This is a genomic window from Methanobrevibacter sp., assembly GCF_045646205.1.
Taxonomy (GTDB): Archaea; Methanobacteriota; Methanobacteria; order Methanobacteriales; family Methanobacteriaceae; genus Methanocatella.
Genome location: NZ_JAZRKF010000067.1, coordinates 33,687 through 60,222 on the forward strand (window position 1 = coordinate 33,687; position 26,536 = coordinate 60,222).

The 26,536-nt window shown below is 35.6% G+C and carries 5 protein-coding genes; all 5 read right to left on the minus strand.

The features are described 5' to 3' along the window. Positions 1-6: 6 nt before the first annotated feature. Positions 7-492, minus strand: a complete 486-nt coding sequence (locus ACKI44_RS12030; RefSeq protein ID WP_407424728.1) for an amino acid-binding protein — start codon at positions 490-492, stop codon at positions 7-9. A gap of 14 nt (positions 493-506) precedes the next feature. Further along, entirely contained in the window at positions 507-719 is a 213-nt protein-coding gene (gatC, locus tag ACKI44_RS12035) for an Asp-tRNA(Asn) amidotransferase subunit GatC (RefSeq protein ID WP_058738989.1), read from the minus strand. A gap of 173 nt (positions 720-892) precedes the next feature. Further along, positions 893-2,338, minus strand: coding sequence for an asparagine synthase-related protein (locus ACKI44_RS12040; RefSeq protein WP_407424730.1), 1,446 nt, complete (start codon positions 2,336-2,338; stop codon positions 893-895). Positions 2,339-2,404: 66 nt separating this feature from the next. Next, positions 2,405-25,336, minus strand: coding sequence for an Ig-like domain repeat protein (locus ACKI44_RS12045; RefSeq protein WP_407424732.1), 22,932 nt, complete (start codon positions 25,334-25,336; stop codon positions 2,405-2,407). Positions 25,337-25,674: 338 nt separating this feature from the next. After that, a complete protein-coding gene (locus ACKI44_RS12050; protein ID WP_407424734.1) occupies positions 25,675-26,412 on the minus strand; it encodes a 3-oxoacyl-ACP reductase family protein in 738 nt (245 codons plus the stop codon). Positions 26,413-26,536 lie beyond the last annotated feature (124 nt).

Sequence of the window (26,536 nt, forward strand, 5' to 3'; positions counted from 1 at the left end):
TCATCACTAAACTTCATTAATCATAATTAAATCTTTTTCATCAGCAATTTTTGCAATTTCGTCAAATGCAAAGTGTTTTTTACCGTAATCAACTTCCAAATTAATCAATGCAGTGGATCTTTTCTCACCATCTAGTTTAATGTCAAATCCAACTACAAAAACCCCATCCAATGCATTAATCTTATCAGTAGTGTCTCTTACATCATTGTCAACAATATGACCAATTAAGATAGTACTAACAAATTCCTTATTGATAAAACCATCTTTTTCAACAATAGTAATATTTAATTCATCAAATCTTTCAACTACACGATTGAGATTTTCTTGTTCGCCTTCCAAAGTAAGTTGAACCGGAATTTTACCATTTTCATTTTTTGCATCCCTTTTATGGATTACAGTCACTAAATTGGCACCAAGTCCACTGATAGGTTCCAATATAGAAACCAGTTGTCCAGGAACATCCAAAAGTTCAAGAACCAAATTCATTCTCATTATAAATCACCTAATTATATCCAATCAGCTTTTTTAACTTTAAGATTACCATCTTTGTCAATATGAGCATTTCTTAATATTTTTTCCGGATTTTTCTCATGAGGTACATCTTCACGAGTTAAATTTAAATTATCAGTAATATACCATGTTTCTTCTGAATCCGGGATATTATCTAAAGTTTTTGAAAATTCATCTATAATTTTTTCCGCATCTTTTTCAATTGACATAAAATTATACTCCTAATAATGAATAATATTTATAATTATATTCTTTAATATTAATAAAGATTAAGATTAAAAAAAAGTAAATAGGAAAAATTATTAATCGATTCTTTCCCATCCATTATTGCCTGCATATCTCCATCAGGTGCCATCCCAATAGACCGTTTTCCACATGATGACTATAAAAATTCTTTTAAATCCATTTCTTTTATTATCTTTTTTCTTAAAATCTTATCGATTCCCGTTCCGTATTGGGCTGCTTTTTTCAGCCTGTATGCGATTTCAGTGTCAAGGCCTTCATTGAATGCCATTTTTCTTAAAATGTTTTTTCTTAAAATATCGCCGGAACCGGATATCTTATATTTTACGGGCAAATTGATTGCATATTCAACAAGCTTTTCATCAAGGAATGGCAATCTCAACTCAACGGAGTTAAGCATTGCGCATGCATCATCCCTCTCCAGATTAACATGATACATGTTTGAGATATCTTCACGTATTTCAATTTCAAGAGTACCTTCATCAAAGCTTTTTAGGTATCTGTTGTATCCTCCAAAGAGTTCATCTGCACCCTGGCCCGAAATGGTTACTTTTATGCCGTCTTCATGAGCCAGTCTTGTTGCAAAGTATGTTGTAAGACCGACACCCACTTTCATCAGATTGTCATCGCCTATTGCATGAACCACTTCGCCGATATGCTCTTTGATTAATTCTTCACTAAGAAGTTGTGTTTTTAAAGGCAATTCAAGGTATTCGGCAGCATATTTGGCAGCTTCAAGATCTTTTGAGCCTTCACGTCCTACAGCATATAAGGTTATGTCCAACTTTTTATTGCAGGAGATGTCCTTTAAAAGCATTGCCAAAATCGAACTGTCAACACCCCCCGAAAATATTACACCGACACTATCTAATCCTTCAACTCTTTTGGAAACACTTAACTTTAATAACTTGTTCAGTTTAGATCCGTCGACTTCAATGAATTTTTCATAAATTTTCTGTGCAGGAGCTACATCAGTCCAGTTAAAAAGAATGTGTTCGGGCAATAATGTCTGAATTTCATCAAATCCAAGTTCATAAAGTGAATCCCTTGAGGATGCAAATGCACACAAATCATCACTTACACAGTAGAATAAAGGTTTTACGCCCAAGGGGTCACGTGCAATGGCCAGATCATTTCCATCCCATACTGCAAATGCATAGTCTCCGTCAATCATCTTTTGAGCCATCCCAACAGCCTTAAGCAAATCGCCGTTATTGTAAAAATCAACCAGATAGAGTAAAGCTTCAGAATCAGACTTGATTTCAGCTTCCACACCAAGCTTCTTTACTAAATTACGAATAGTATTGAAATTGTAAAGCTCACCGTTGAATACCAATACCAGATTATCATTTCTTACAGGCTGAATTACAGATTGCCTGTCAAATAAATCATAAATGGAAAGTAGGTTATGGCCTAAAGCAATACTGTAATCATTATCATCATCAAAATTATCCAGATCCACATCCAAATAAATATCATCTAAAAAAACGCCTGATGAGTCAGGTCCTCGATTTTTGGATGCCTTTAACATTTTAATTAAATCGTTTCCTTTAAAATTTCCGTAAAGACCAGCAATTGAACACATAATAATTAATATAAAAATAATGCTTTAAAAAAATTATTGTTAAAAAAAATAGAAATGAGAGTAAATTTACTCTTTTTTAAATCTTCTCAATGATACTGATCCGACAGCCATAAGCATAAGCATCAATACTAAAATCGGATTTCCTGTAGGATGCATTGTTACAGGCATTTCAGAACCGCTTTTATCCTCATCAGGATTAGGATTTTTGTCCTCTACAATGATTTTAGTTGTAGTCTGGTTAGCTTCGTATTTGTCATCACCTGAATAATAAACGTCTACAACATGAACACCAACATCCAAACCAGGAATAGTGAATACTGCCTTACCGTTTATAACTTCTGCAGTGTATGATTTTCCATCAACAGTAATAGTTACGGTTCCCGTTGCATCGCTTGGAAGAGTTACAACAACAGTTCCGTCATCACCCAAGATAATATCATCTCCGAAAGCTAAAATAGGTTCGCTGTTTTTAGTTACCGTGAACTTGGTCGCTGTTGCGTTTGATACGTATTTTGCATCTCCTCCGTAAATGACTTCAGCCTCATATGTCCCACTTAAAAGGTTAGGGATTCTGATTTTTGCTTCACCGTCAATTATATCTGCATAGTATTCATCCTCACCCATTTTTAGGATAGCACGGCCTGTTGCATCTTTAGGGAAAAATATTGAAATTGTTTCATCGTCCCCTACTTTAATGTCTTCAGATATAGCAAGTATTGGAGCTTGACGTTTTAAAACACTGAAATCAGCTGTAGTTTCATTAGATTTATAGGAATCGTCACCTTCATATTTGACTGTTACGGTCTTGTTTCCAGCAGTTAATCCCGGCACGTCAAATACTGCTTTTCCGTCTTTAGCATCAGTTGCATATTCTTTGCCGTCGATTGAAATGGTAACTTTTCCTTTTGCATCTTCAGGTAAGGATACTGTAACAGTCTCATTATCATCAACGTAGATGTCTTCTACTGAAACAGAAATTGGAGTTTCATACTTAGGAATTTCAACTTTGGAATCAATGGTTTTTCCTCCGTAAGTATCATCCCCTGAATAGATTACTTTTATGTCATGGACACCAGGAGTTGCATTTTCAAGGTAAAATACTGCTTTACCGTCAGTTATGTTTGCAACATAAGTCTGGTTTTCAACAACAATTGTGATTGTTCCTGTAGCATCTTCAGGAACGGAGACTACAACAGTCCTGTTTTTGTAGTCAACGACATCCAAATCAATGCCTCTTTCAGAGACTGTAAATTTTGTCGTGTTTTGACAAGGCAAGTATTTTTCATCACCTTCATAATAAACGCTTACTGTGTATTCTCCTTTAGGTAAATCCGCTACAGTCAACTTACCAAATCCATAACTGATTGAAATGACATATTTTTCACCGCCTTCAACAGGAATAGCCAATGTGTAATCACTTAAATCGATTTCAAAACCCTCACCGTTAATGATTATTTCAAGTCTTCCTGTTGCATCACTAGGTAGAGTAAATATCATTCTTTCAAGATCTCCGACATAAATGTCTTCAGCTTCAGGAATAACAAAGGAGTCTATTTTAGTTACATTGAATGAAGATGTAGTTGAACTTGCCTCATATTTGTCATCTCCAGTGTATGTAAGATTTACATTGTAGATTCCGCTAGGTATACGAGGTATTTGAGTAACTCCCTTACCGTTTGTTACATTTACATAGTATCCTACACCGTCAATGTCAATCAATACCTGTCCGGTAGCATCATTAGGAACTCTTACTTCAATCGTTACGTTTTCGCCAACGCCAATATCAGTGATTTTTGCTTCAACATATGAAGGGCGTTTGGATACAGAAATCTTAGCGGTTGTGTGGTTTCCAAGGTAATTGTCATCACCAGGATAGTCAACAGCAATAGTCTTGGTTCCAGCGATTAGATCAGGAACTTCGAAAGTAGCTTTACCGTCATTAATTGGTGCGGTGTATTTTTCACCGTCAATTTCAATAGTTACATTGCCGCTTGCACCCTCAGGAACATTTACGGTTATTATTGCCTTATCTCCAACATAAATATCATCAACAGTCACATTGATTGGAGTTTCAAGTTTTGGAGTTATTGCATTAGATTTTACAGTTGCATTTTCGTAATTCTCATCACCAGAGTAAATCACTTCAATTTCATGTTCACCCGGAGTTAAGCCATCTAAATGTACGGTTGCAGTTCCGTTTTCAACTGTAGCATTGAATTCTTTATCTCCAACTTTAACTGTGACGTTACCTGTTGCATCTTTTGGAGCAACAACAACAATTGTTCCGTTTCCTAAATCAACGACAGTTAAATCAGGAACTGATTTTGCCTTATCAACAGTGAAGTTTGAAATAGCATAACCGGAAGTGTAGTTAGCATCACCTGAATACTCAACAAAGATTGATTTGTCACCAGCAGTTAAATTATCAACTTTAACACTAGCAGTACCATTTACAACCTCAGCAGAATACTCCTTACCATCAACATAAACAGTAACATTACCAGAAGCACCCTCAGGAACAGTCACATTAATAACCACAGGTTCACCTTCAGTTACTTCTCCAACAGTAATATTAATTGGTGAATCATACTTAGGAACATCAACAGTAGAATTAGTTGAACTGGAATAGTGAGTGTCATCACCGGAATAAATTACTTCAACATCGTGAACACCAGGAGTTAAATTACCCACAGTAACAGTAGCAGTACCGTTAATTACCTCAGCAGTGAAGTTCTTACCATCAACACTAACAGTAACATTACCGGTTGCATTATCACCAACGACTACAACAACAGTACCGTTACCATGATCCACGACAAAGAGTTCTGGGCTTGTTTTTGCCTTATCAACAGTGAAGTTTGAAATAGCATAACCGGAAGTGTAGTTAGCATCACCAGGATACTCAACAATTATAGTTTTATCACCAGCAGTCAAGTTATCCACTTTAACACTTGCTGTACCGTTTACAACCTCAGCAGAATACTCCTTACCATCAACATAAACAGTAACATTACCAGAAGCACCCTCAGGAACAGCCACATTAATAACCACAGGTTCACCTTCAGTTACTTCACCAACAGTAATATTAATTGGTGAATCATACTTAGGAACATCAACAGTTGAATTAGTTGAAGTAGAATTATGAGTGTCATCACCGGAATAAATTACTTCAACATTGTGAGTACCAGGAGTTAAATTACCGACAGTAACAGTAGCAGTACCGTTAATAACCTCAGCAGTGAAGTTCTTACCATCAACACTAACAGTAACATTACCTGTTGCATTATCACCAACGACTACAACAACAGTACCGTTACCATGATCAACGACGAACAATTCTGGGCTTGTTTTTGCCTTATCAACAGTGAAGTTTGAAATAGCATATCCGCCAGTGTAGTTAGCATCACCAGGATACTCAACAAAGATTGATTTGTCACCAGCAGTTAAATTATCAACTTTAACAGTAGCAGTACCGTTAACAATCTCAGCAGAATACTCCTTACCATCAACATAAACAGTAACATTACCAGAAGCACCCTCAGGAACAGTCACATTAATAACAGCTGTTTCGCCTTCTGTTACTTCTCCAACAGTAATATTAATTGGTGAATCATACTTAGGAGCCTCTACAGTTGAATTAGTTGAAGTGTAATTATGAGTGTCATCACCGGAATAAATCACTTCAACATCGTGAACACCAGGAGTTAAATTATTCAACTCAACAACAGCAGTACCATTAATAACCTCAGCAGTAAAGTTCTTACCATCAACACTAACAGTAACATTACCAGTAGCATTATCACCAACAACAACCACAACAGTGCCATTACCATAATCAACAACAGTTAAATCAGGAACAGATTTAGCCTCATCAACAGTGAAATTAGAAATAGCATAACCAGCAGTATAATTATCATCACCAGAATACTCAACAGTAACCGTCTTATCACCAGCAGTTAAATTACCGACTTCAACAACAGCAACACCACCAATAACCTCAGCAGTAACAACCTGACCATCAACATAAACAGTAACATTACCAGAAGCATCACCAGGAACAATAACCGTAATAACAGCAACCTCACCCTCAGTAACAGCACCAACACTCACATCAATAGTACTATCCAACTTAGGAACCTCAACAGTAGAATTAATGGAACTTGAAGTATGATTACCATCACCAGAATAGATAATTTCCACATCGTGAACACCAGGAGTTACATTATTCAAAGTAACATAAGCAGTACCGTTAATGACTTCAGCAGTGAAGTTTTGACCATCAACACTAACAGTAACATTACCAGTTGCATTATCACCAACAACTACAACAACAGTACCGTTACCATAATCCACAACAGTTAAATCAGGAACAACCTTAGCCTTATCAACAGTGAAATTAGAAATAGCATAACCGGAAGTGTAGTTAGCATCACCAGAATACTCAACAATAATAGATTTGTCACCAGCTGTTAAGTTATCAACTTTAACACTTGCTGTACCGTTAACAATCTCAGCAGTAACAACATGACCATCAACATAAACAGTAACATTACCAGAAGCACCCTCAGGAACAGTCACATTAATAACCACAGGTTCGCCTTCAGTTACTTCTCCAACAGTGATATTAATAGGAGTGTCATACTTAGGAGCCTCTACAGTAGAATTAGTAGAAGCGGAATCGTGAGCATCATCACCAGAATAAATCACTTCAACATCATGAACACCAGGAGTCAAATTATTCAACTCAACAACAGCGGTACCATTAACAACTTCAGCAGTGAAGTTCTTACCATCAACACTAATAGTAACATTACCAGTTGCATTATCACCAACGACAACCACAACAGTACCGTTACCATAATCCACAACAGTTAAATCAGGAACAACCTTAGCCTCATCAACAGTGAAATTAGAAATAGCATAACCGGAAGTGTAGTTAGCATCACCAGAATACTCAACAGTAACAGTCTTATCACCAGCTGTTAAGTTATCAACTTTAACACTTGCTGTACCGTTAACAATCTCAGCAGTAACAACATGACCATCAACATAAACAGTAACATTACCAGAAGCATCCCTAGGAACAGTCACATTAATAACCACAGGTTCGCCTTCAGTTACTTCTCCAACAGTGATATTAATAGGAGTGTCATACTTAGGAGCCTCTACAGTAGAATTAATGGAACTTGAAGTATGATTACCGTCACCAGAATAGATGATTTCTACATCGTGAACACCAGGAGTTACATTATTCAACTCAACAACAGCAGTACCGTTAATTACCTCAGCTGTGAAGTTTTGACCATCAACACTAATAGTCACATTACCAGTTGCATTATCACCAACAACAACCACAACAGTACCATTACCATAATCAACAACAGTTAAATCAGGAACAACCTTAGCCTTATCAACAGTGAAGTTGGAAATAGCATAACCGGAAGTGTAGTTAGCATCGCCAGGATACTCAACAATAATAGATTTATCACCAGCAGTTAAGTTATCAACTTTAACACTAGCAGTACCATTAACAATCTCAGCAGAATACTCCTTACCACCAACATAAACAGTAACATTACCAGAAGCACCCGCAGGAACAGTCACATTAATAACAGCAGTCTCACCCTCAGTAACCTCACCAACAGTAACATTAATAGGAGCGTCATACTTAGGAGCCTCTACAGTAGAATTAATGGAACTTGAAGTATGATTACCATCACCAGAATAAATCACTTCAACATCGTGAACACCAGGATTTACATTATTCAAAGTAACATAAGCAGTACCGTTAATTACCTCAGCTGTGAAGTTTTGACCATCAACACTAATAGTCACATTACCAGTAGCATTATCACCAACAACAACCACAACAGTACCATTACCTAAATCAACAACAGACAAGTCAGGAACAACCTTAGCCGCATCAACAGTGAAATTAGAAATAGCATAACCAGAAGTGTAGTTAGCATCACCAGGATACTCAACAATAATAGATTTGTCACCAGCAGTCAGATTATCAACTTTAACACTAGCAGTACCGTTAACAATCTCGGCAGAATACTCCTTACCATCAACATAAACAGTAACATTACCAGAAGCACCCTCAGGAACAGTCACATTAATAACCGCAGTCTCACCCTCAGTAACCTCACCAACAGTAATATTAATAGGAGTGTCATACTTAGGAGCCTCTACAGTAGAATTAATGGAACTTGAAGTATGGTTACCGTCACCGGAATAAATCACTTCAACATCGTGAACACCAGGAGTTAAATTATTCAACTCAACAACAGCAGTACCATTAATTACCTCAGCTGTGAAGTTTTGACCATCAACACTAATAGTCACATTACCCGTAGCATTATCACCAACAACAACCACAACAGTACCATTACCCTGATCAACAACAGTTAAATCAGGGACGGTCTTAGCCTTATCAACAGTGAAATTGGAAATAGCATAAGCGGAAGTGTAGTTATCATCGCCGGAATATTCAACAAAGACTGATTTGTCACCGGCAGTCAAGTTATCAACTTTAACGCTTGCAGTGCCGTTTACGACTTTAGCAGTGAAGTTTCTGGCATCAATAGTAACAGTCACATCACCAGTAGCATTTTCAGGTAAAGTAATGTTGATTACAGCCACTTCTCCAGCCACAATATCATCAACATCCACTTTAATGGTTGAATTTGCTTTACTTACGTAGAATACACCATTAGTAGTTGCAGTGTTATAGTTATTATTTCCATTGAATGTTACTTCAACAGGATATTCACCTGGTTTTAAGTTGTATATGTATTCATGAGCTTTTCCATCATATGAAGAAGTATCATCCAAACTTGCTCTAAGTATTATAAATCCATTATCATCTGTTCTAAGGACAATAGTTTCCTCTGTTCCATTTACTCTGATTGTTACATTACCTTCAGCATTTACGTGAACAATAATGTGTTCCATATCACCATAGGTAATGTTTTGAACTTCTAAAGTGATTACTGGATCAATTTTAAAGACTGTGAAGTCAGCTTCAGCACTCACACTGGTTAAGTTATCATTTCCACTGAATGTAGCATTAACAGTGTAGCTACCTGCATTTAAACCTTTAATTACAAATGTAGCCTTACCGTCAATCAATTCAGTAGTGTTTTCATAGGTATCGACTTTCAATGTTACGTTTCCAACAGCATCAACATAAACAACAACAGTTTCATTGTCCAAGTAAGTAATGTTTACAGGAATTACACTAATGACAACACTGGATTTGTTTACTGTGAAGCTGTTCTTAGCGGATGCGTTCAAGTATTTTTCATTGCCTAAGAAGTATAAAGTAATGTTATAATCACCGGCAGGTAAATCATAAAGTGTTAAATTACCTTTGCCTTCATTAATGAATGCTGTGTAGTTAACTCCATTGATTTCAACTTTAACCGGAGCAGTGATATTATCTTTAGTTTCAAATTTGATCAATTCATCTTTTCCGAATATGATGTCAGTTCCGTTAACAGTGAATTCCGGCTGATATTTGGATACAATAAAGCTTGAATCAGATTTATTTGTAAAGTATTTGTCGTCACCTTCATAAGTTACAGTGAAATTGTATTTGCCGGCATCTAACTTCTTGATGTTGAATGTGGCAGTTCCATTGGTTACGTTTGCATAATAGTGATTGTCTCCAATGTCAAGTAAGACTCTGCCTGTAGCATCTTTAGCCAAAGTCACATTGATTTGTTCAATTTCACCAACATTTGAATTGGTTACATTAATTTCAACTGGAACTGGGTTTTTGGATACTTTAAACTCAGCAGTTGCATTTGATTCAAGATAGTTTTTATCTCCATAGTATAATGCATGGACATAGTATTCTTCAGCACCTAAATTCGGAATCACAAGTTTAAGGTTTGTAGTATTGATTACATGTTCAATACCGTTTACGAATACACTTATATTGCCGGTAGCTTCACCAGGACCAAATTCTAACTCAATAGTTACATTTTCGCCGACTGTAATATTTTTGATTTCCTTGATTTCTAATTGTGTAGGCAATTTGGACACTTCAAAGCTTCCAGATCCGTTGTGTTTTATTCTTTTTGTACCATTTATTTCAATGTAGATTGCATCGACAGTGTATTCACCAGCATCTAAATTGTCAAGGACTAATATTGCAGAAGTTCCATTTAATACAGGAATATATGAATCGAATGTTGAATTTTGTCTTGTTATAATATTACCTTGGGAATCTTTAACAATAATTTCCACTTCTTTTCCTACATGATTGCCTGAAACATAAACTAAAATTATTTCGTCCTCTTTGACTTTAATCGGTTCAGTGGTAATAGACAATTCTTTTCCGGTAAGATATACTTCAAATTCAGTTTTATTTTCACTTCCAAGGTATTTATCATCACCAAGATATTTTGCAGTTACATTATAAATTCCGATTTCAGGAGTTTCAAGATGTAATATTCCGATACCGTCATTTACATAAACGATGTAAGTCCTATTTTCAACACCATTGGATATGGTCACATTAACTTTTCCTGTTGCATCTAAAGGAGCTTCGATAGTAATATTTACATCACTGCCGTTAGCTATTATTCCGTAATAGCTTACAGTTAAGTTAATGTTTGATTTGACTTTGCTTACATTGAAAGCATCACTGCCTCTGGATTCACTGTAGTTTGCATTTCCAAGATATTTGGCATATACAGTGTATGTTCCATTAGCTAAATCATCCAATTCTAATGTAGCAAATCCGCCACTGATTTCCACTTGATAATCTTTACCGTTTACGGAAATTACTACAATACCTGTAGCACCGGAAGTTACATTTACTTTAATTGTTTCTTTTTGACCTACATTAATGTCGCTTACATTAATAGTTAACTCAGATGTTAATTTTTCAACATTGAATGTTGTAGAGCTCCAGTTACCGGTTAAGTTTCTATCACCCACGTATATAGCAACAACACTGTGAGTTCCATTACCTAACTTATCTAAGGTTAAATTAACTTTACCGTTTGAAATGTCTCTTGTGTAGTTTACGCCATCGACATTAATAATGACTTTACCGGTAGCATTAACGTTACTGATTGTAACGTTGATTATTTCACTATCAGTGACATTGATATCACTTACTTCGATTTCAAGAGTTGTAGGGGCTTTGTTTACTACGAAGAATGTATCTGTGCTTAAGGAAGTGTAGTTTTCATTGCCGTTATAGATTACTTCAACAGGATAAATGCCTGCTGCCAATCCATTTAATTTCAATTCAACTTTACCGTTGTCAATAATTAATTCTCTGCCTCTGACTGTGCCGTTTACCTTAATAGTCACATTGCCGCCAACGTTAACATTGACAATAATGTCTTCAACGCTGTAATAGGTAATGTTATTTACTATGACACTGAGTTCAGGGGCTGCTTTTGCAACAGTGAAGTTAGCTTCACCATTAACGCTTGTTAAATTGATGTTTCCATTATAAGTAGCATTAGCTGTGTAGTTGCCTGCAGCCAAACCACTTATTATAAATGTTGCTTTACCGCCAACAAGATCAGTGGTATTTACGTATGTTCCAACTTCCAAGGTTACGTTTCCAACAGCATCAACATAAACGACAACAGTTTCATTTTCAAGATAAGTGATATTTACAACGCTTAATGAAATTTCGACTGAAGTTTTGTTTATTGTGAAGTTATTCTTAGCGGATGCGCTTAAGTATTTTTCATTTTCCTTAAAGTAAACAGTAACATTGTAATCACCGGCAGGTAAATTATAAACAGTCAGGTTACCTTTACCTTCAATAATGAATGCAGTGTAGTTTTTATCGTTGATTTCGACTTTTACAGCACCAGTTATATTTTCAGAAGTTTCGAATTTGATTAACTCCTCACTGCCAACAGTGATGTTTGTTCCGTTTACAGCAAATACAGGCTGTATTTTGGATACTTTAAGAGTTGAATTGGTATTGTTGGATAAGAATTTATAATCTCCAAGATAGGTAACATTAAAGTCATGTTCACCTGCTTCAAGGCCAGTGATATTGAACTGTGCAAGTCCTTCACTTACGTTTGCATAGTAATGCTGACCATCAATATCAAGCAATACCTGACCGGATACATTTCTTAGTAAGGTTACATTAATCTGTTCAATTCCACCAACACTTGAGTTAGTTACTTCAATATCGATTGGTGAGAAGTTTTTAACCACTTTAAATGAAGCAGTAACATTAGATTCAAGGTACCAGTCGTTTCCATGATATATTACTCTAACATTATAGTCAGCAGCATTCAAGTTAGGTATTTCAAGAGTTAATTTTGAAGTGGTTGTGTTATATTCAACACCGTTTATGAATACTGAAATGTTTCCGCCATTAGCTCTTGAATCTAAATCAATAGCTAATTTGATAGTTTCATTTTCTCCGACAAATATTGTAGCATTAAGGTTTTCAATTATGATTTGTGAAGGAAGTTTGTCTACATTGAATGAATCATAACCTTCATGTATTACAGTCTTACTTCCATTAACTTCAATATATATTGCCCATACATCATATGTACCAGCATCTAATAAAGGTAAAATCATGGTAGCATTACTGAATGCGCCTGGAGTGATTGTAACGTTTTCATGAATTATTTCACCGCTTGCGTTGGATACTATGATTGTCATTTCGCCGTCATATTTTCCAGGAATAGTGACATTTATAGTGCCGTTTTCATTGACATAGATGCTTTCTGCTATAACCGTCAATTGTCCGCCGGTTGCATATACTTCAAATGCAGTGTGGTTAGTTTCTCCAAGATATTTATCATCACCGAGATATTCGCCGGTAACTCTATAGAATCCAATTGCAGGAACATCAAGGTGTAATAAGCCTTTACCTTCATTTACATATATGATGTATGACTCGATAATATCGACTCCATCGTATAAAGTTACATTAACTTTACCCGTTGCATCCACAGGTACTTCAACAGTAATGTTGACATTATGACCATGAGCAATAATTCCATCTTCAGATACTGTTAAATTAATAGTTGAAGGAACTTTATCAACTTTAATTTCTCGAGTATTGTTAATACTTGAAAGGTATTTGTCATCTCCAAGGTAAGTTACATTTACTTTATAAGTAGTGCTCTTAAGACCTGCAATTTCAACGGATCTTTGACCTGCAGTGAGGTTGATTGTGTAGTTGTTTCCACCAACATTTACAACAACATAACCTTTAGCGTCAGCAGGAACTTCAACACTAACCGTAGCATTATCACCGACACTGATTGGTGATGTAACAGTTACATTAAACTCAGATGCACGTTTATTCACAGTGAAGTTTTTAGTTGTAGTGTTCTGGACATATTTATCGCTTCCGCCGTAGATTGCAACAACAGTCTTATTGCCATATACCAGATCAGTTACATTAAAGTAAGCAACATTACCAACATATCTATCTTTGGTATAATATTTACCGTTAATTTCAATAGTAACGTTATCGCTAGGAGCAGTTACATTAATGTATGCAATATCACCGACTAAAATGGAATCAACTTTAATTTCTAAAGGTGAATCATGCTTGAATACCCAATAATCAGTAACAGCATATCTTAAATCATATTTATCATCACTGAATGTTACATTAACTGTATGATTACCATATGTTTTGGTTACATTCCATTCAGCAACACCAGCATTAATTGTAGCATTAGCAATTTTTTCACCATCAACATAGATTGAAACGTTACCTTTGGCATCAACAGGAACTTTAACAACAATAGTAGTGTTTAAACCAACCTTAGTGTCATTTGCAGACACATTGATTTGATAACAGGTGATTTTAGTAACAATTAATGCATCAGGAACTGTTAAAGTAACTGCAGCAGTGTAGTTGTTGTCACCAATGTATTCAGCAGTTACATCATAAGTATCAGCAAGCAATTTATTAATAACGAATGTAGCAACACCATTTTCAATCGTAGCATTATATTTAGTATTATTAACAGTAACAGTAATGTTTCCGGTAGCAGTTTCATTAATCCTAACTATGATTGTAGCATTAGTAGCTGCATCCACACTTACAATAGGATCAATGGATAAAACAGGAACGGCTTTAGTGACGTTGAATGTCTTGTTGGTAGTGTTAACATTATATTTAGTGTCTCCGTTGTATGTAGCCCAAACAGTGTAGTTTTCAACACCTAAACCATCAACAATCCAATTGACTTTGCCGCCAACAATAGGTAATGTAATGTTTCTGGTTTCATTAATTCTGATTGTAATAAATCCTTTAGCATCATCAGTAACGTTAACAGTGATATTGACCTTATCCCCATAAGTAATGTTTTCAACACTAATGTTAATATCAGCATTGCGTTTATCAACAGCGAAATTCTTGGTTGTAGAGTTTACAACATACTTATCGCTGCCGCCATAGATTGCAACAACTGTCTTATTACCATATGTTAAGCCAGCTACATTAAAGTATGCAACACCATTTTCATATTTGACATTATTATATGATTTACCGTTAATTTCAATAGTTACGTTGTCGCTAGGAGCAGTTACATTAATGTATACAACATCACCGACCAAAATGGAATCAACATCAATAACAAGAGGTGAATCATGTTTGAATACCCAGAAATCAGCAATTGCATATCTGAAATCATATTTACCGTCACTGAAAGTAACATTAACTGTATGGTTACCATATGCTTTGGTTACATTCCATTTGGCAACACCATTGTTAATTGTAGCATTAGCAATTTTTTCACCATCAACATATATTGAAACATTGCCTTTAGCATCAACAGGAACTTTAACAACAATAGTGGTGTTTAAACCAACTTTAGTGTCATTAGCAGACACATTGATTTGATAACATGCAACTTTAGTGATAACTAAAGCATTTTGAGCAGTTACAGCAGCAGCTGCAGTGTTATTTCCATCACCGATGTATTCGGCAGTAATGTCATAAGTGCCTCCAAGCAATTTATCAATGACAAATGTAGCAACACCATTATTGATTGTAGCATTGTATTTGGTGCCGTTAACAGTGATTGTGATATTTCCTGTAGCAGTTTCGTTAACTGTAACAACAATAGTGGCGTTAGTAGCTGCATCCACACTTACAGGAGTTAGAATATTAAGTACGGAATTTACCATTTTGACTTTAAATGTCTTGTTTGTGCTGTTAATGTTGAATCTGGTATCACCGGAGTAATTAGCCCAAACTGTGTAGTTTTCAACACCCAATCCTTCAATAATCCAATTAACTGTACCATTAACAATAGGCAATGTTACATTTGTAGTTTCATTGATTCCGACGGTAATGAATCCTGTAGCACCATCAGTCACGTTAACAGTGATGTTAACCTTTTCACCATAAGTAATGTCTTTAACAGTAATATTAATCGTTGTATTAGCTGGAGATACTTTGAAAATAGCATCATTTTCAGCTATTGTGTAATTGTCATTTGCTTCACCATAATACTTGATATGTACACCATAAGTACCCTTAGCCAGCATTTCAAGTGGAATTTCAGCAACTCCATTGTTGAAGTTGTCTACACGGATTTGGTAGTTGGAGAAGTTTCCAGTTACAATTACATAACCTGTTGCATTTGCAGGAATGTTTATTGTTAGTTTTCCTGATTCTGCAGTTGTAACATTGATTGCAGTTACATTGACAACAGGAGTTCTTTGTTTTACATTGAATTGAGCCATTGATTTGTTTCCAGTCAGATTTCTATCTCCATCATAGAATGCCCAAATGACCTTGTGGCCTACAGATAAATCAGTAATATTGAATTTTGCAATTCCATTTTCTATTTTTGCTGAATACCTTACTCCATCAATGTAAATTGTTACATTTCCGGTTGCACGTTCTTCTAAAAAGCTTTCAGTATCTAAAATTAAAACATTAATAGTTTCATTATCCCATACATATATGTCTTCTTTTTGAATATCTAAAATAGTATCAACTTGTTTTACGTTAAAGTCCACTGTCTTAGAAGTAGGATTGAAGTTATGGTTACCGTTATAGATTACTTCAACAGGATAATTACCAACTGCCAAGTTATGCACATATTCATCTGCTCTACCATTGAATCTTTCCAGTTCAAAGGCACTATTGATTGCGGCTCTAAGTACATCAATATGAATTATGGCTGTTCCATCTTCTTTAAGGGTTATATTGGTTTCGTTTCCGGCAACTCTTACAGTAACATTGCCGCTAGCATTTACTTTGATAATAATGTGTTCCAATTCGCCATAGTAAATATCGCTAACTATCACATCAAGTACTGGATCACATTTATAGACAGTGAAATTAGATGAAGTAGAATTAGGATTATCGTATATATCACCATTATATGTTACATCAATTGTGTAATTATCAGCAGGCAAGTTTTTAACTATGAATGTTGCCTGATTATTTTCAAGAATTACATCTTCAAATACAACTAATGTATCGTTGATTTTAAGAGTTACATTACCACCATATACATCAGGAACAGTGACAACAATTATTGTGTCATTTCCGTAAGTTATATGATTTACATCAATAAGTATCTCTGGAGTTAATTTACTTACATTGAATAACGTTGAATTTGTAGTAAATACATATTTATCATCTTCAAATGAAACCGTTATATTATATACATCCACACCTAATCTTGAGAATGGTATGGTCACAGTTCCATTTTTAATTTCCAATATGGATTTATATTTAAAAGTAGTTCCATTCATTGTTACATATACTACCCCTTCACCATCAGAAGGAACTGTTATATTAATTATTTCATCATGGCTATAAGTGATATTTTCAGTGTCTATTATGACCGTGGCGTTATACTTGTGTACCATGAAAGTATCCCTTGCAGAACTTGGTGCGAGAGTTTCATTTCCGGCAAATATGGCGACTACAACTTTTTGACCTGCAGACAATCCAGTTTTATTGAATGAAGCTTTTGAATTATTTAAAGTAACCTCATATTCAACATTGTCTAAAACAATTGTAATGTTACCTTCAACAGGAGTACCGTCAGAAATTACAGTAACATTAATTATAATAGTTTCATTAACCATAATATCATGAGAATTAACCTCTATCTTGACTGTTGTTCTTGTTCTGTTGGTTAATTCTGCAGTAGTGGAATTAACTGAAGTCAGATAGTTATTATCACCAGAATATGTTGCATAAACTGGAATTGGGCCTACAGGTAAATCATATATAACTGCAATTCCAGTACCGTTTACAAGCTCAACTGTGACAGTTTTATCATAAACGCTGATTGTTACATTTCCAGTAGAATCATTAGGGTCGGTTACAATTCCGGTTTCATTATGAACAACAGTTACATTAACAGTAAATGAATCATAGGAAGGAGTCACATTCAATAATAATGTAGAACCTGCTTGGGTTACATTGAGTATGCCTGTTCTCTCAAGAGGACTGTATTTTCCATCACCAGCATATCTTAAGACGATAGTGTGGCTTCCGACATCAAGATACGTTCCATTTACTAAAGTGGATATTTCAATTGTACCTTTACTGTGATCATCGACAGTAATATTGCCCATAAATACTTTATTAATATAAACTGACACATTACCTGTTGCAGCAGGGTCTAAAGGTAAAGTTTCATTGGTTAATTCAACACTAACAGTTCCATTCAAGTGGAATGTTGCATTGGTTGTTGTAATTTCCATTGTTGGAATAATCCTAGTAGAATATTTAACACGGGTGTAATAATCTTCATTAGTCAGATAAATATCTACGAAAAGATCATCGGATTGATATCCTATAACATCATAGATATTAAGTGAAACATGACCATTCTCATTAGTTGTGAATATATCATCACCTACATTAATCTGCTTACCGTATTTATCCCCAATTACAACAGTGAAGTTCTGTCCGGATTCAAGAGTAGGCTGAGCTTCCTTTCCAGTGAATGATTTTGAAGTAGGGTTTACAACACCAGATTCATTCAAGTAAGTTACATTGAAACAGTTTAAAGTATTTGAAGGAGAAGTAACGTAAATTGCATTCAAGTAATTGTCCCAACCTTTAAAGTCAAATTCAATTTTTCCAGTGACCCAATTTAGAGATACCTCAAATGGAGAAGAGGAATTAGCCCTATTTTTCAATAATGAAGTATTATTTAAAGTTAATGATTTGGTCGTATAGATTGCTGAACCGTTTTGTGCTTTATTTAATGTGAAATTAGCATTTTCAAGTTTTCCGGTGAAACTTTCAGTGTAGAAACCTCCACCGTTTTCAGCAGTGTTGTTGATTAAATCAATATTTTTAATTGTACCTCCAGAATTAGCCCAATAAATAGCTCCACCATTCTTAGCAGATGAGTTTTCTATAGTAACAAGATTCAAGTTGGCAGAACTGCCTGAAAGATAAATTCCACCACCATTATTTCTTGCAGAAGCATTTACAATAGTCACGTTTTTAAATGTAGGAGTGTTGGCTGTCCAGTAGATTGCTCCACCGTCACCGGAAGCAATTGTACTTGCAGAGGTTTTACTTGTACCAGTAGCTTTAGCGTTTATTATTGTAACATTTTCTAAAACACCTCCACCACCATTGTTTCCAAACCATTTGAATACTCCACCATCAGTATTTGAAGAACAGTTAGTGAATGTTGAATTGATGACTTTGATATTGGAATAGGTCACATATATTGCTCCACCACCATTAGCATATGCGTCACCATCAGCATCATATTTTGCAGCTTCAATTCCTAAACTGCGGGTATTGGTGAAATTACAGTTTATTACTTGGGAATATGAAGGATCAGCCTCTTTCATTACAATAGATCCACCATATCCAGAAGTACTGTTAACAAATGTACAGTTTTCTATAATTGCATATTTAAAGTTGTTTGCAATGTCCGCACCACAGAATTCTGCAGTATTGTTTATGAATCTTACATTTGTTACAAAGAAGGTATTTCCGGCATTCTGCAAGTATAGTGCTCCACCATTTTTGGAACCTACATTGCTTATGAATGTACAATTGTCAATGTGCCCGACTTGGTTGGAGTTCCAACTGATTGTACCACCTTTTTCACCATTATTTCTTACAAAGGTACAATTATGGATTATACCACTTGATCCGGTAGCCAACCAACGTATTGCACCACCGAATTTAGCGGAATTGCTATCAAATAAACATCCTTCTATAGCATCTATTTCAGAACCTCCTTTCCATAGGATAGCTCCTCCTTCACCAGTATTACCATAATCTTGACTTCTGGAATTTCTTGTACTTGCAACATTATTTGTGAAGTTTGAATAGAGCACTCTTGAACCTTTACCGTTGTTGAAAAGAGCACCAGCCTGATTCTTATTAACAGAATTCTTGTCAAATACTGAATAACTGATGGTAGCATTATTACCGTTAATATACATGGCACCTGCAATTTTAGCAGTATTTAAAGTGAAGTTAGAAGCTGATATTACTGCACCATTTCCCTGAACATACATTGCACCACCGGAACCTGAAGTTGTAGAGGATTTGTTGAAAATAGATTCTGAGATAGTAGCATTATTACCCTGTACATATATAGTTCCACCATCGCCTTTTGCAGAGTTGGACTCGAAATCGGATTTGTCAATAGTTGTGAAATGACCATTAATATAAATTGCTCCACCTTGAGAATTATCACTGTTTACAGTACAGTCAGTGAAATTGGATTCAGAAATTGTTGCATAATCACCCTGAATATATATAGAACCACCGTAAAGGTTGGATCTTGAATGTTCGAATTCAGAACCGCTTACTGTAGTATTTAATCCCTGAATATAAATGGCTCCTCCACGGGCTTCATGGTTGTAATTAGCATAATTATAAGTGAAGTTGGAATCTATAATATTTGCATTATCTCCCTGAATAAAGATTGCTCCACCACCATCTCCTCTGGAACCGAATGCACGAGTATTATCAAATGATGAATTTAAGATTGTAGCATTTTCACCTTCAACATAAATTGAACCACCGGATAATGTAGCGTTTGTATTTATGAATTTGGCTGAAACCGTAGCATTTTCACCTTCTATAAATATTGCTCCACCATATCTAGCATTGGAATCTTCAATAGTACAGTTTAGGATATTTGTATTGTTACCCAGTATATAAATTGTACCACCGTCTTCCAATCCTATTCTTGACTTTTTGAATGTGGAATCTGTAATGTTTACATCATTACCTGTAACAAAGATAGTACCTCCGACAACACCTGCATAACTGTTAGCAAATGTTGAGTTGGAAAGAACATTATGGCTTCCTGTAATAATAACTGATCCGCCTTTGGAAGGGGAAGAAGTGGTTCCTAGACTGGTACCGTTGTTATAATTACAATTTACATTGTTGATAATACCGTAATCTCCTTCCCAGTAGATTGCACCACCATCGTCACCGGCAGAGTTATATGTGAAGTTGGAATTGAACAATCTACCATAATCACCTGCAACATAAACTGCTGCACCGTCTTCAGTGGAGTTAAGTTTGCTGAATGAAGTATTATTGATTGTTGCATTATTACCTGAAATGTAAATACCTCCACCGTTTACTGCAGTGGAGTAAGATATTTGAAGTGTATCAATATTAGAGTCCTCACCAGAAATATAAATACCTCCACCAGTTATTGCTGAAGAATTAGTAATAGTTAAATTTCTTAAAATAACAACATCACCTAATACATATATAGTACCTCCATCTCTTGGTGAAGTACAGTTGTCAAAAGTACAATTAGCGATTAAAGTATTATTTCCAAGAACATATATTGCACCACCGTCTTCAAGTTCAATGGTTGAGTTTTTGAATACAGAATCTGTGATGTTTACATTGTTACCTGTAATAAAGATAGTACCTCCGACAACACCAGAATAACTGTTTGTGAAAGTGGATTTGGACAATGCGATGTTTGAACCAGTAATAATAACTGCTCCTCCTTTAGAAGGAGAGGAAGTTGTTCCCAAACTAGTACCGTTGTTATAATCACATGTAATATTATAGATTATACCTCTGTCTCCTTGCCAGTATACTGCTCCACCGTCATCACCGGCAGTGTTGTTAATGAATGTTGAATTGTGCAGTTCACAGTCATTACCATTAAAGTAGACAGCTCCTCCATCGCATTCAATTACATGATTAGTGAATGTGGAGTTTATTACTTTACATCTAACTGCTCCATAAGCATAATAAGCCGCACCACCGTCACGGGTCGCATGGTTTGAATTAAATGTTGAGTTAATGATTATTCCATTATTTGCACCTACATCAAATGCAATAGCTCCCCCGTGACCTGTAAGAGTTTGGTCTAATTTAGTATCAACATTTGCATCATTTCTTTCTTTTGTATAATCTTTCCAGGTATTGTTTGCAGTTCCTAAAGCACTGTTTTCTTCAAATGTACAATTTACAAATGTTACGTTATCATTATCTTGTAAGAACACTGCTCCACCACGACCTGCAGCAGTACAGTTAGTAAATGTTACATTGCAAACATAAACATGGTTTCCAGTAAACATTATAGCACCAGCGTCACCACCAGTGGTATTGGTATTCCAGTGACTGGAATCCCATCCGGTATATTTGACTTTATGGTCTTCACTTTCTTTTATTGAACCACCGAATGCAGTGGTATTAATAATAGTAACATTAATTATTTGTCCGTAGTTTCCATTGTAGTAGATTGCACCGGCTGAACGTGCAGCTCTAGTATTGTTAAATGTACAGTTGATTACTTTACCATAGTTTGCACCGGCTAACCAGTCAAGACTTCCACCATTTGTACCTGAAGTGGTCATTTCAAAGTAGGAGTTTGAAAATGTTATATTGTCGGAACCGATCATGTAAGCTGCACCACCACGGCGAGCTGAGTTAGAGTCTATGAATCTACAGTTATCTACTAAACCTAAATCTCCTTCCCAAATGATAGAACCTCCGTCACCAGCGAAGAATGAATCAATAGCAAAATCAGTTGCTGAAGAATCTGTTTCATTAGTTCCTCGGATTTTTATCCATTCATAAGTATTAGAATCTGTGACATATAATTCATATGAAGTTTTAACAGTTTGCCATTCATCAGCATATGAAACAAGAACATATAATCTGTTAACTGTTACATCTGATGCTATTGGCAATCTAGGAACTTCATATACCTGTGAAAAACTGGTAAGATTAACATAATTACTATATATTGGAGTTCCTAAAGCACTGTTATTAGTGAAGTTGGAATCTCTTACAGTACCATTATAACCATTCCAGAAAATAGCACCACCAAAACGGTTAGCAATGTTGTTGACAAATGTTACATTAGATACTATACCGTTGTGAGCTCCTGCGTTCCAGTCGATAGCACCACCATTGGTGCCTGCAGTGTTGTTTTCAAAGTGGGAATCCTTGAATGTGGTGTTGTCGCAAGTTTCATTCGCAGCAGACTGTAGGAAGACTGCTCCACCACTTTTAGCTGCGGTGTTGTTTATGAAGTTACAGTTTTCAACATCACCTAAAGCACCGGACCACATTACAGCACCACCGTCACCACCATAAGTGACAGGACCTAAAACACTGGTAGCATTAGCAATACCTAAAGCCTGGTTATTAGTGAAATTAGCATTTTTAATGGTACCGTTGTGTCCATTCCAGAAGATAGCACCACCAGAACGGTTAGCAATGTTATTGACAAAAGTAGCATTCTCAACAAGACCATCACGAGCACCTTTATTCCAGTCAATAGCACCACCATTAGTACCTGCAACATTATCCTCAAAGTAAACGTTAATAAACTTAGTATCATCAGAAGTTTCATTTGCAGCAGCCTGCAAGAATACAGCTCCACCACGACCACCAAAGTCCTCATTAGCGTTTTTATGAGCCTTATTACCAATGAATCTGACATTATCAACAGTACCTAAAGCACCAGACCACATTACAGCACCACCGTCACCACCATAAGTGACAGGACCTAAAACACTTTTAGCAGCAGTAATACCTAAAGCCTGGTTATAAGTGAAGTTGGAATTCTTGATAGTACCGTTGTGTCCATTCCAGAAGATAGCACCACCGGAACGGTTAGCTATGTTATTGATAAATTGTGAGTCAGATACTAAACCGTCGTGTGCACCAGAGTACCAGTCAATAGCACCACCGTTAGTACCTGCATTATTATCTTCAAAGTATGAATTAGTAATGGTAATATTTCTGTTTCCGTGGTCACATGATCCGATATATATTGCTCCACCACGACCACTGGTATCATTATTAACATTCTTTATAGCTCTGTTATTGATGAACCTGGAATTGGATACATTACCATTTACACCAGCCCAGAATATTGCACCACCATCACCAGTGTTATTATAACGACCTTTAAGTAAACCTTTTGCAGTGTTGTTGGTGAAGTTGGAATTTATTATTTCACCATCATGACCTCTCCAGTATACAGCACCACCATTAGCCTTAGCAATATTATCTTCAAATATGGAATTTAATATTTCACCATCATGAGAACCTTCATGCCAGTCTATAGCACCACCATTAGTACCAGCAATATTCTCTTTAAAGGTACAACTATCTACAGTAATATTTGTACAGTTTTCGGTAGCATTACCATGTAAGAATATAGCACCACCACGATACTTAGCTTCATTACCAGTAAAGATACAACTGTCATTAATCATACCATGACTACCTACCCATACTACTGCACCACCATCTCCACCACCAGTGATACCACCAATTTCACTAGTGACTTCACCAGTAGCATTATTGTGAGTAAATGTGGAGTTACTTATAGTACCGTAGTGACCGCTCCAATGTATAGCACCACCACTACGTTTTGCAGTGTTGTTGGTAAATGTACTATCTTTAATGTAACCATGAGTAGCACCTGCAGCCCAGTCAACAGCACCACCATTACTACCTGCAGTATTGTTAATAAAGGTACATAACTCAAAACCAGTATTATTATTAGTAGGATCATATGAAGTATTGGTTGAGTATACTCCACCACCATGCTGTTTAGCAATATTGCCAATAAAGGTACAGTTATATGCATAACTGTCCCAACCTCTCATTACCAATCCACCACCATTACCAGGATAATAAGGACTAACAGCACTATTATTGAATAAACCTTTAGCCTCATTATACTTGAAGGTTGAATTATATATGTGGAAATTCTTACTTTGCATACCAACACCACCAGCGGAACCGTTAGCAGTGTTGTTATTTATAGTACAATTTGTTATGGTACAGTTTTCAACATGCATAGCGCTACTGCCTATAGCACCACCGTTTAAGCCCGCCATATTCTTAATGAATATAGAATTCTTAATTTCAGTGTTATTGGCATTGATAAATACTGCACCCGCAGCACCATTACTATCCTTACCGTTATTTATAGCCCTGTTGCCTTCGAAGTAGGAATTATTAATCGTGCTGCCTAAGCCGACCAGACAAACAGCACCACCGTTAGCATAATTAGCAGTGTTGTTTATGAAGTTACAATTATCAATGTGAACTACACCCTGTGCTAATATAGACCCTCCATGACCGGATGTAGGATTAGCATTGATAAAAGTAATTCCTTTTAAAGTTACAGTAGTTCCACTGGATATCTTAAATACTCTAGCTAAATGATTAGCATCAATAATTACATTGCCATTTCCATCAATGGTGGTATCTTTTGAAATGACAATTCCGCCAGCAAGGCTAGAGTCTGAACTACTGTTGTAAGTATAATTTTTATTTAAAGTAATGGATCCTCCATTCTTCGTATCATTCTGCAAGTCTGAAAATGTTCCTGCATTAACACTTCCTGACTGCAACGAATCTTCTAGGTTAGGAAGTGTATATACAGAGACATTTGTACTAGATAAAACCGTATCATGTGAAGTATCTGCATCTGCAGCAGAAACTGCCTGCAGTGAGAAGATACAACAAATGATTATAATACATATTATTAATATCTCTTTAATTTTCATAATACACCCCCTCCATCTTATAACACGAGTTATAATTCATGTCTATGGAGAGTCTACTGTGATATTTATTTTACATAATTCATAATATATAATGTTTATCCATAATAGAATAAAGAAGAAATAATCATTGTTTAAATTGAAAACTGGACATTTAAACACAAAAAAATAAAATTAAATTTCGATAAAAATTTTTCAAAAATGAATTATAAAAATTAAACATTTTAAAATATAGACAAAAATATCGAAATAATAATGAAAATATATTTGATATAATTATATTATAGAATATCACAATACTTTTCAAAAAAAATAAAAAAAAGAAAGGTTTAAACAAAACCTTATTGTAAAACAAATCCACCATTAGGAGAAATAACCTGTCCGGTTAAGTACCCTGCACCTAAAATGTATTCAAGTGCACCTGCAATTTCTTCAACCTCACCAATGTGTCCGAGAGGTATTGTAGCTGCAAGAGCGTTCAATTCATCCTGATTTACGCCTCTAAGCATGTCAGTCATAATCATACCTGGAGCAATTGCATTTACACGTACTTTTCTAGGTGCAAATTCCAATGCCAATGCACGACATAATCCGATTACACCAGTCTTAGCAGCACAGTAGTCAGCCTGGTTAATTACACCAGTTAAACCACCTACAGAAGCAGTACATACAATTGCAGTATCACGGTCAACCATGTATGGTAATGCCAAGTGACACATGTGCATCATACTTACAAGGTTTGTATTAATTACAGCTTCATACTGTTCAGGCTGTAAGTCAATGAAGTTACAGTTATTGGTGATTCCTGCATTGTTTACCAAAGCATCAATTTCTTCACCGAATGCTTCGATAGTAGCTTCCACTAATTTTTTACAGTCTTCAAATTTACTTACATCTGCCTGTACAGCAATAGCTTCCACACCATATTCTGCTTTGATTTCTTCGACTAAATCTTCAGTTAATTTTTTAGATGAATCACTGCGATAGTTGATTGCAATGTTGTAACCTAATTCGCCTAATTTTAAAGCCATTGCTTTACCAATACCTCTTGATCCACCAGTAATAATTGCATTTGCCATTTTGTCACCTCATTTAGATTAAACTTTAATTTTAAAAATCCCTAAGCAATCATTTAATTTTAATCTGAAAATTAAAGTTATAAATTCAAAATGAAAAAAAATTAAACAGATACTTTTTTAGATT

What these genes read in the sequence shown, in the direction of transcription:
- ACKI44_RS12050 (WP_407424734.1), bottom strand. Translation starts at nt 26,412, where the DNA reads ATGGCAAATGCAATTATTACTGGTGGATCAAGAGGTATTGGTAAAGCA.
- ACKI44_RS12040 (WP_407424730.1), bottom strand. Translation starts at nt 2,338, where the DNA reads ATGTGTTCAATTGCTGGTCTTTACGGAAATTTTAAAGGAAACGATTTA.
- ACKI44_RS12045 (WP_407424732.1), bottom strand. Translation starts at nt 25,336, where the DNA reads ATGAAAATTAAAGAGATATTAATAATATGTATTATAATCATTTGTTGT.
- gatC (WP_058738989.1), bottom strand. Translation starts at nt 719, where the DNA reads ATGTCAATTGAAAAAGATGCGGAAAAAATTATAGATGAATTTTCAAAA.
- ACKI44_RS12030 (WP_407424728.1), bottom strand. Translation starts at nt 492, where the DNA reads ATGAGAATGAATTTGGTTCTTGAACTTTTGGATGTTCCTGGACAACTG.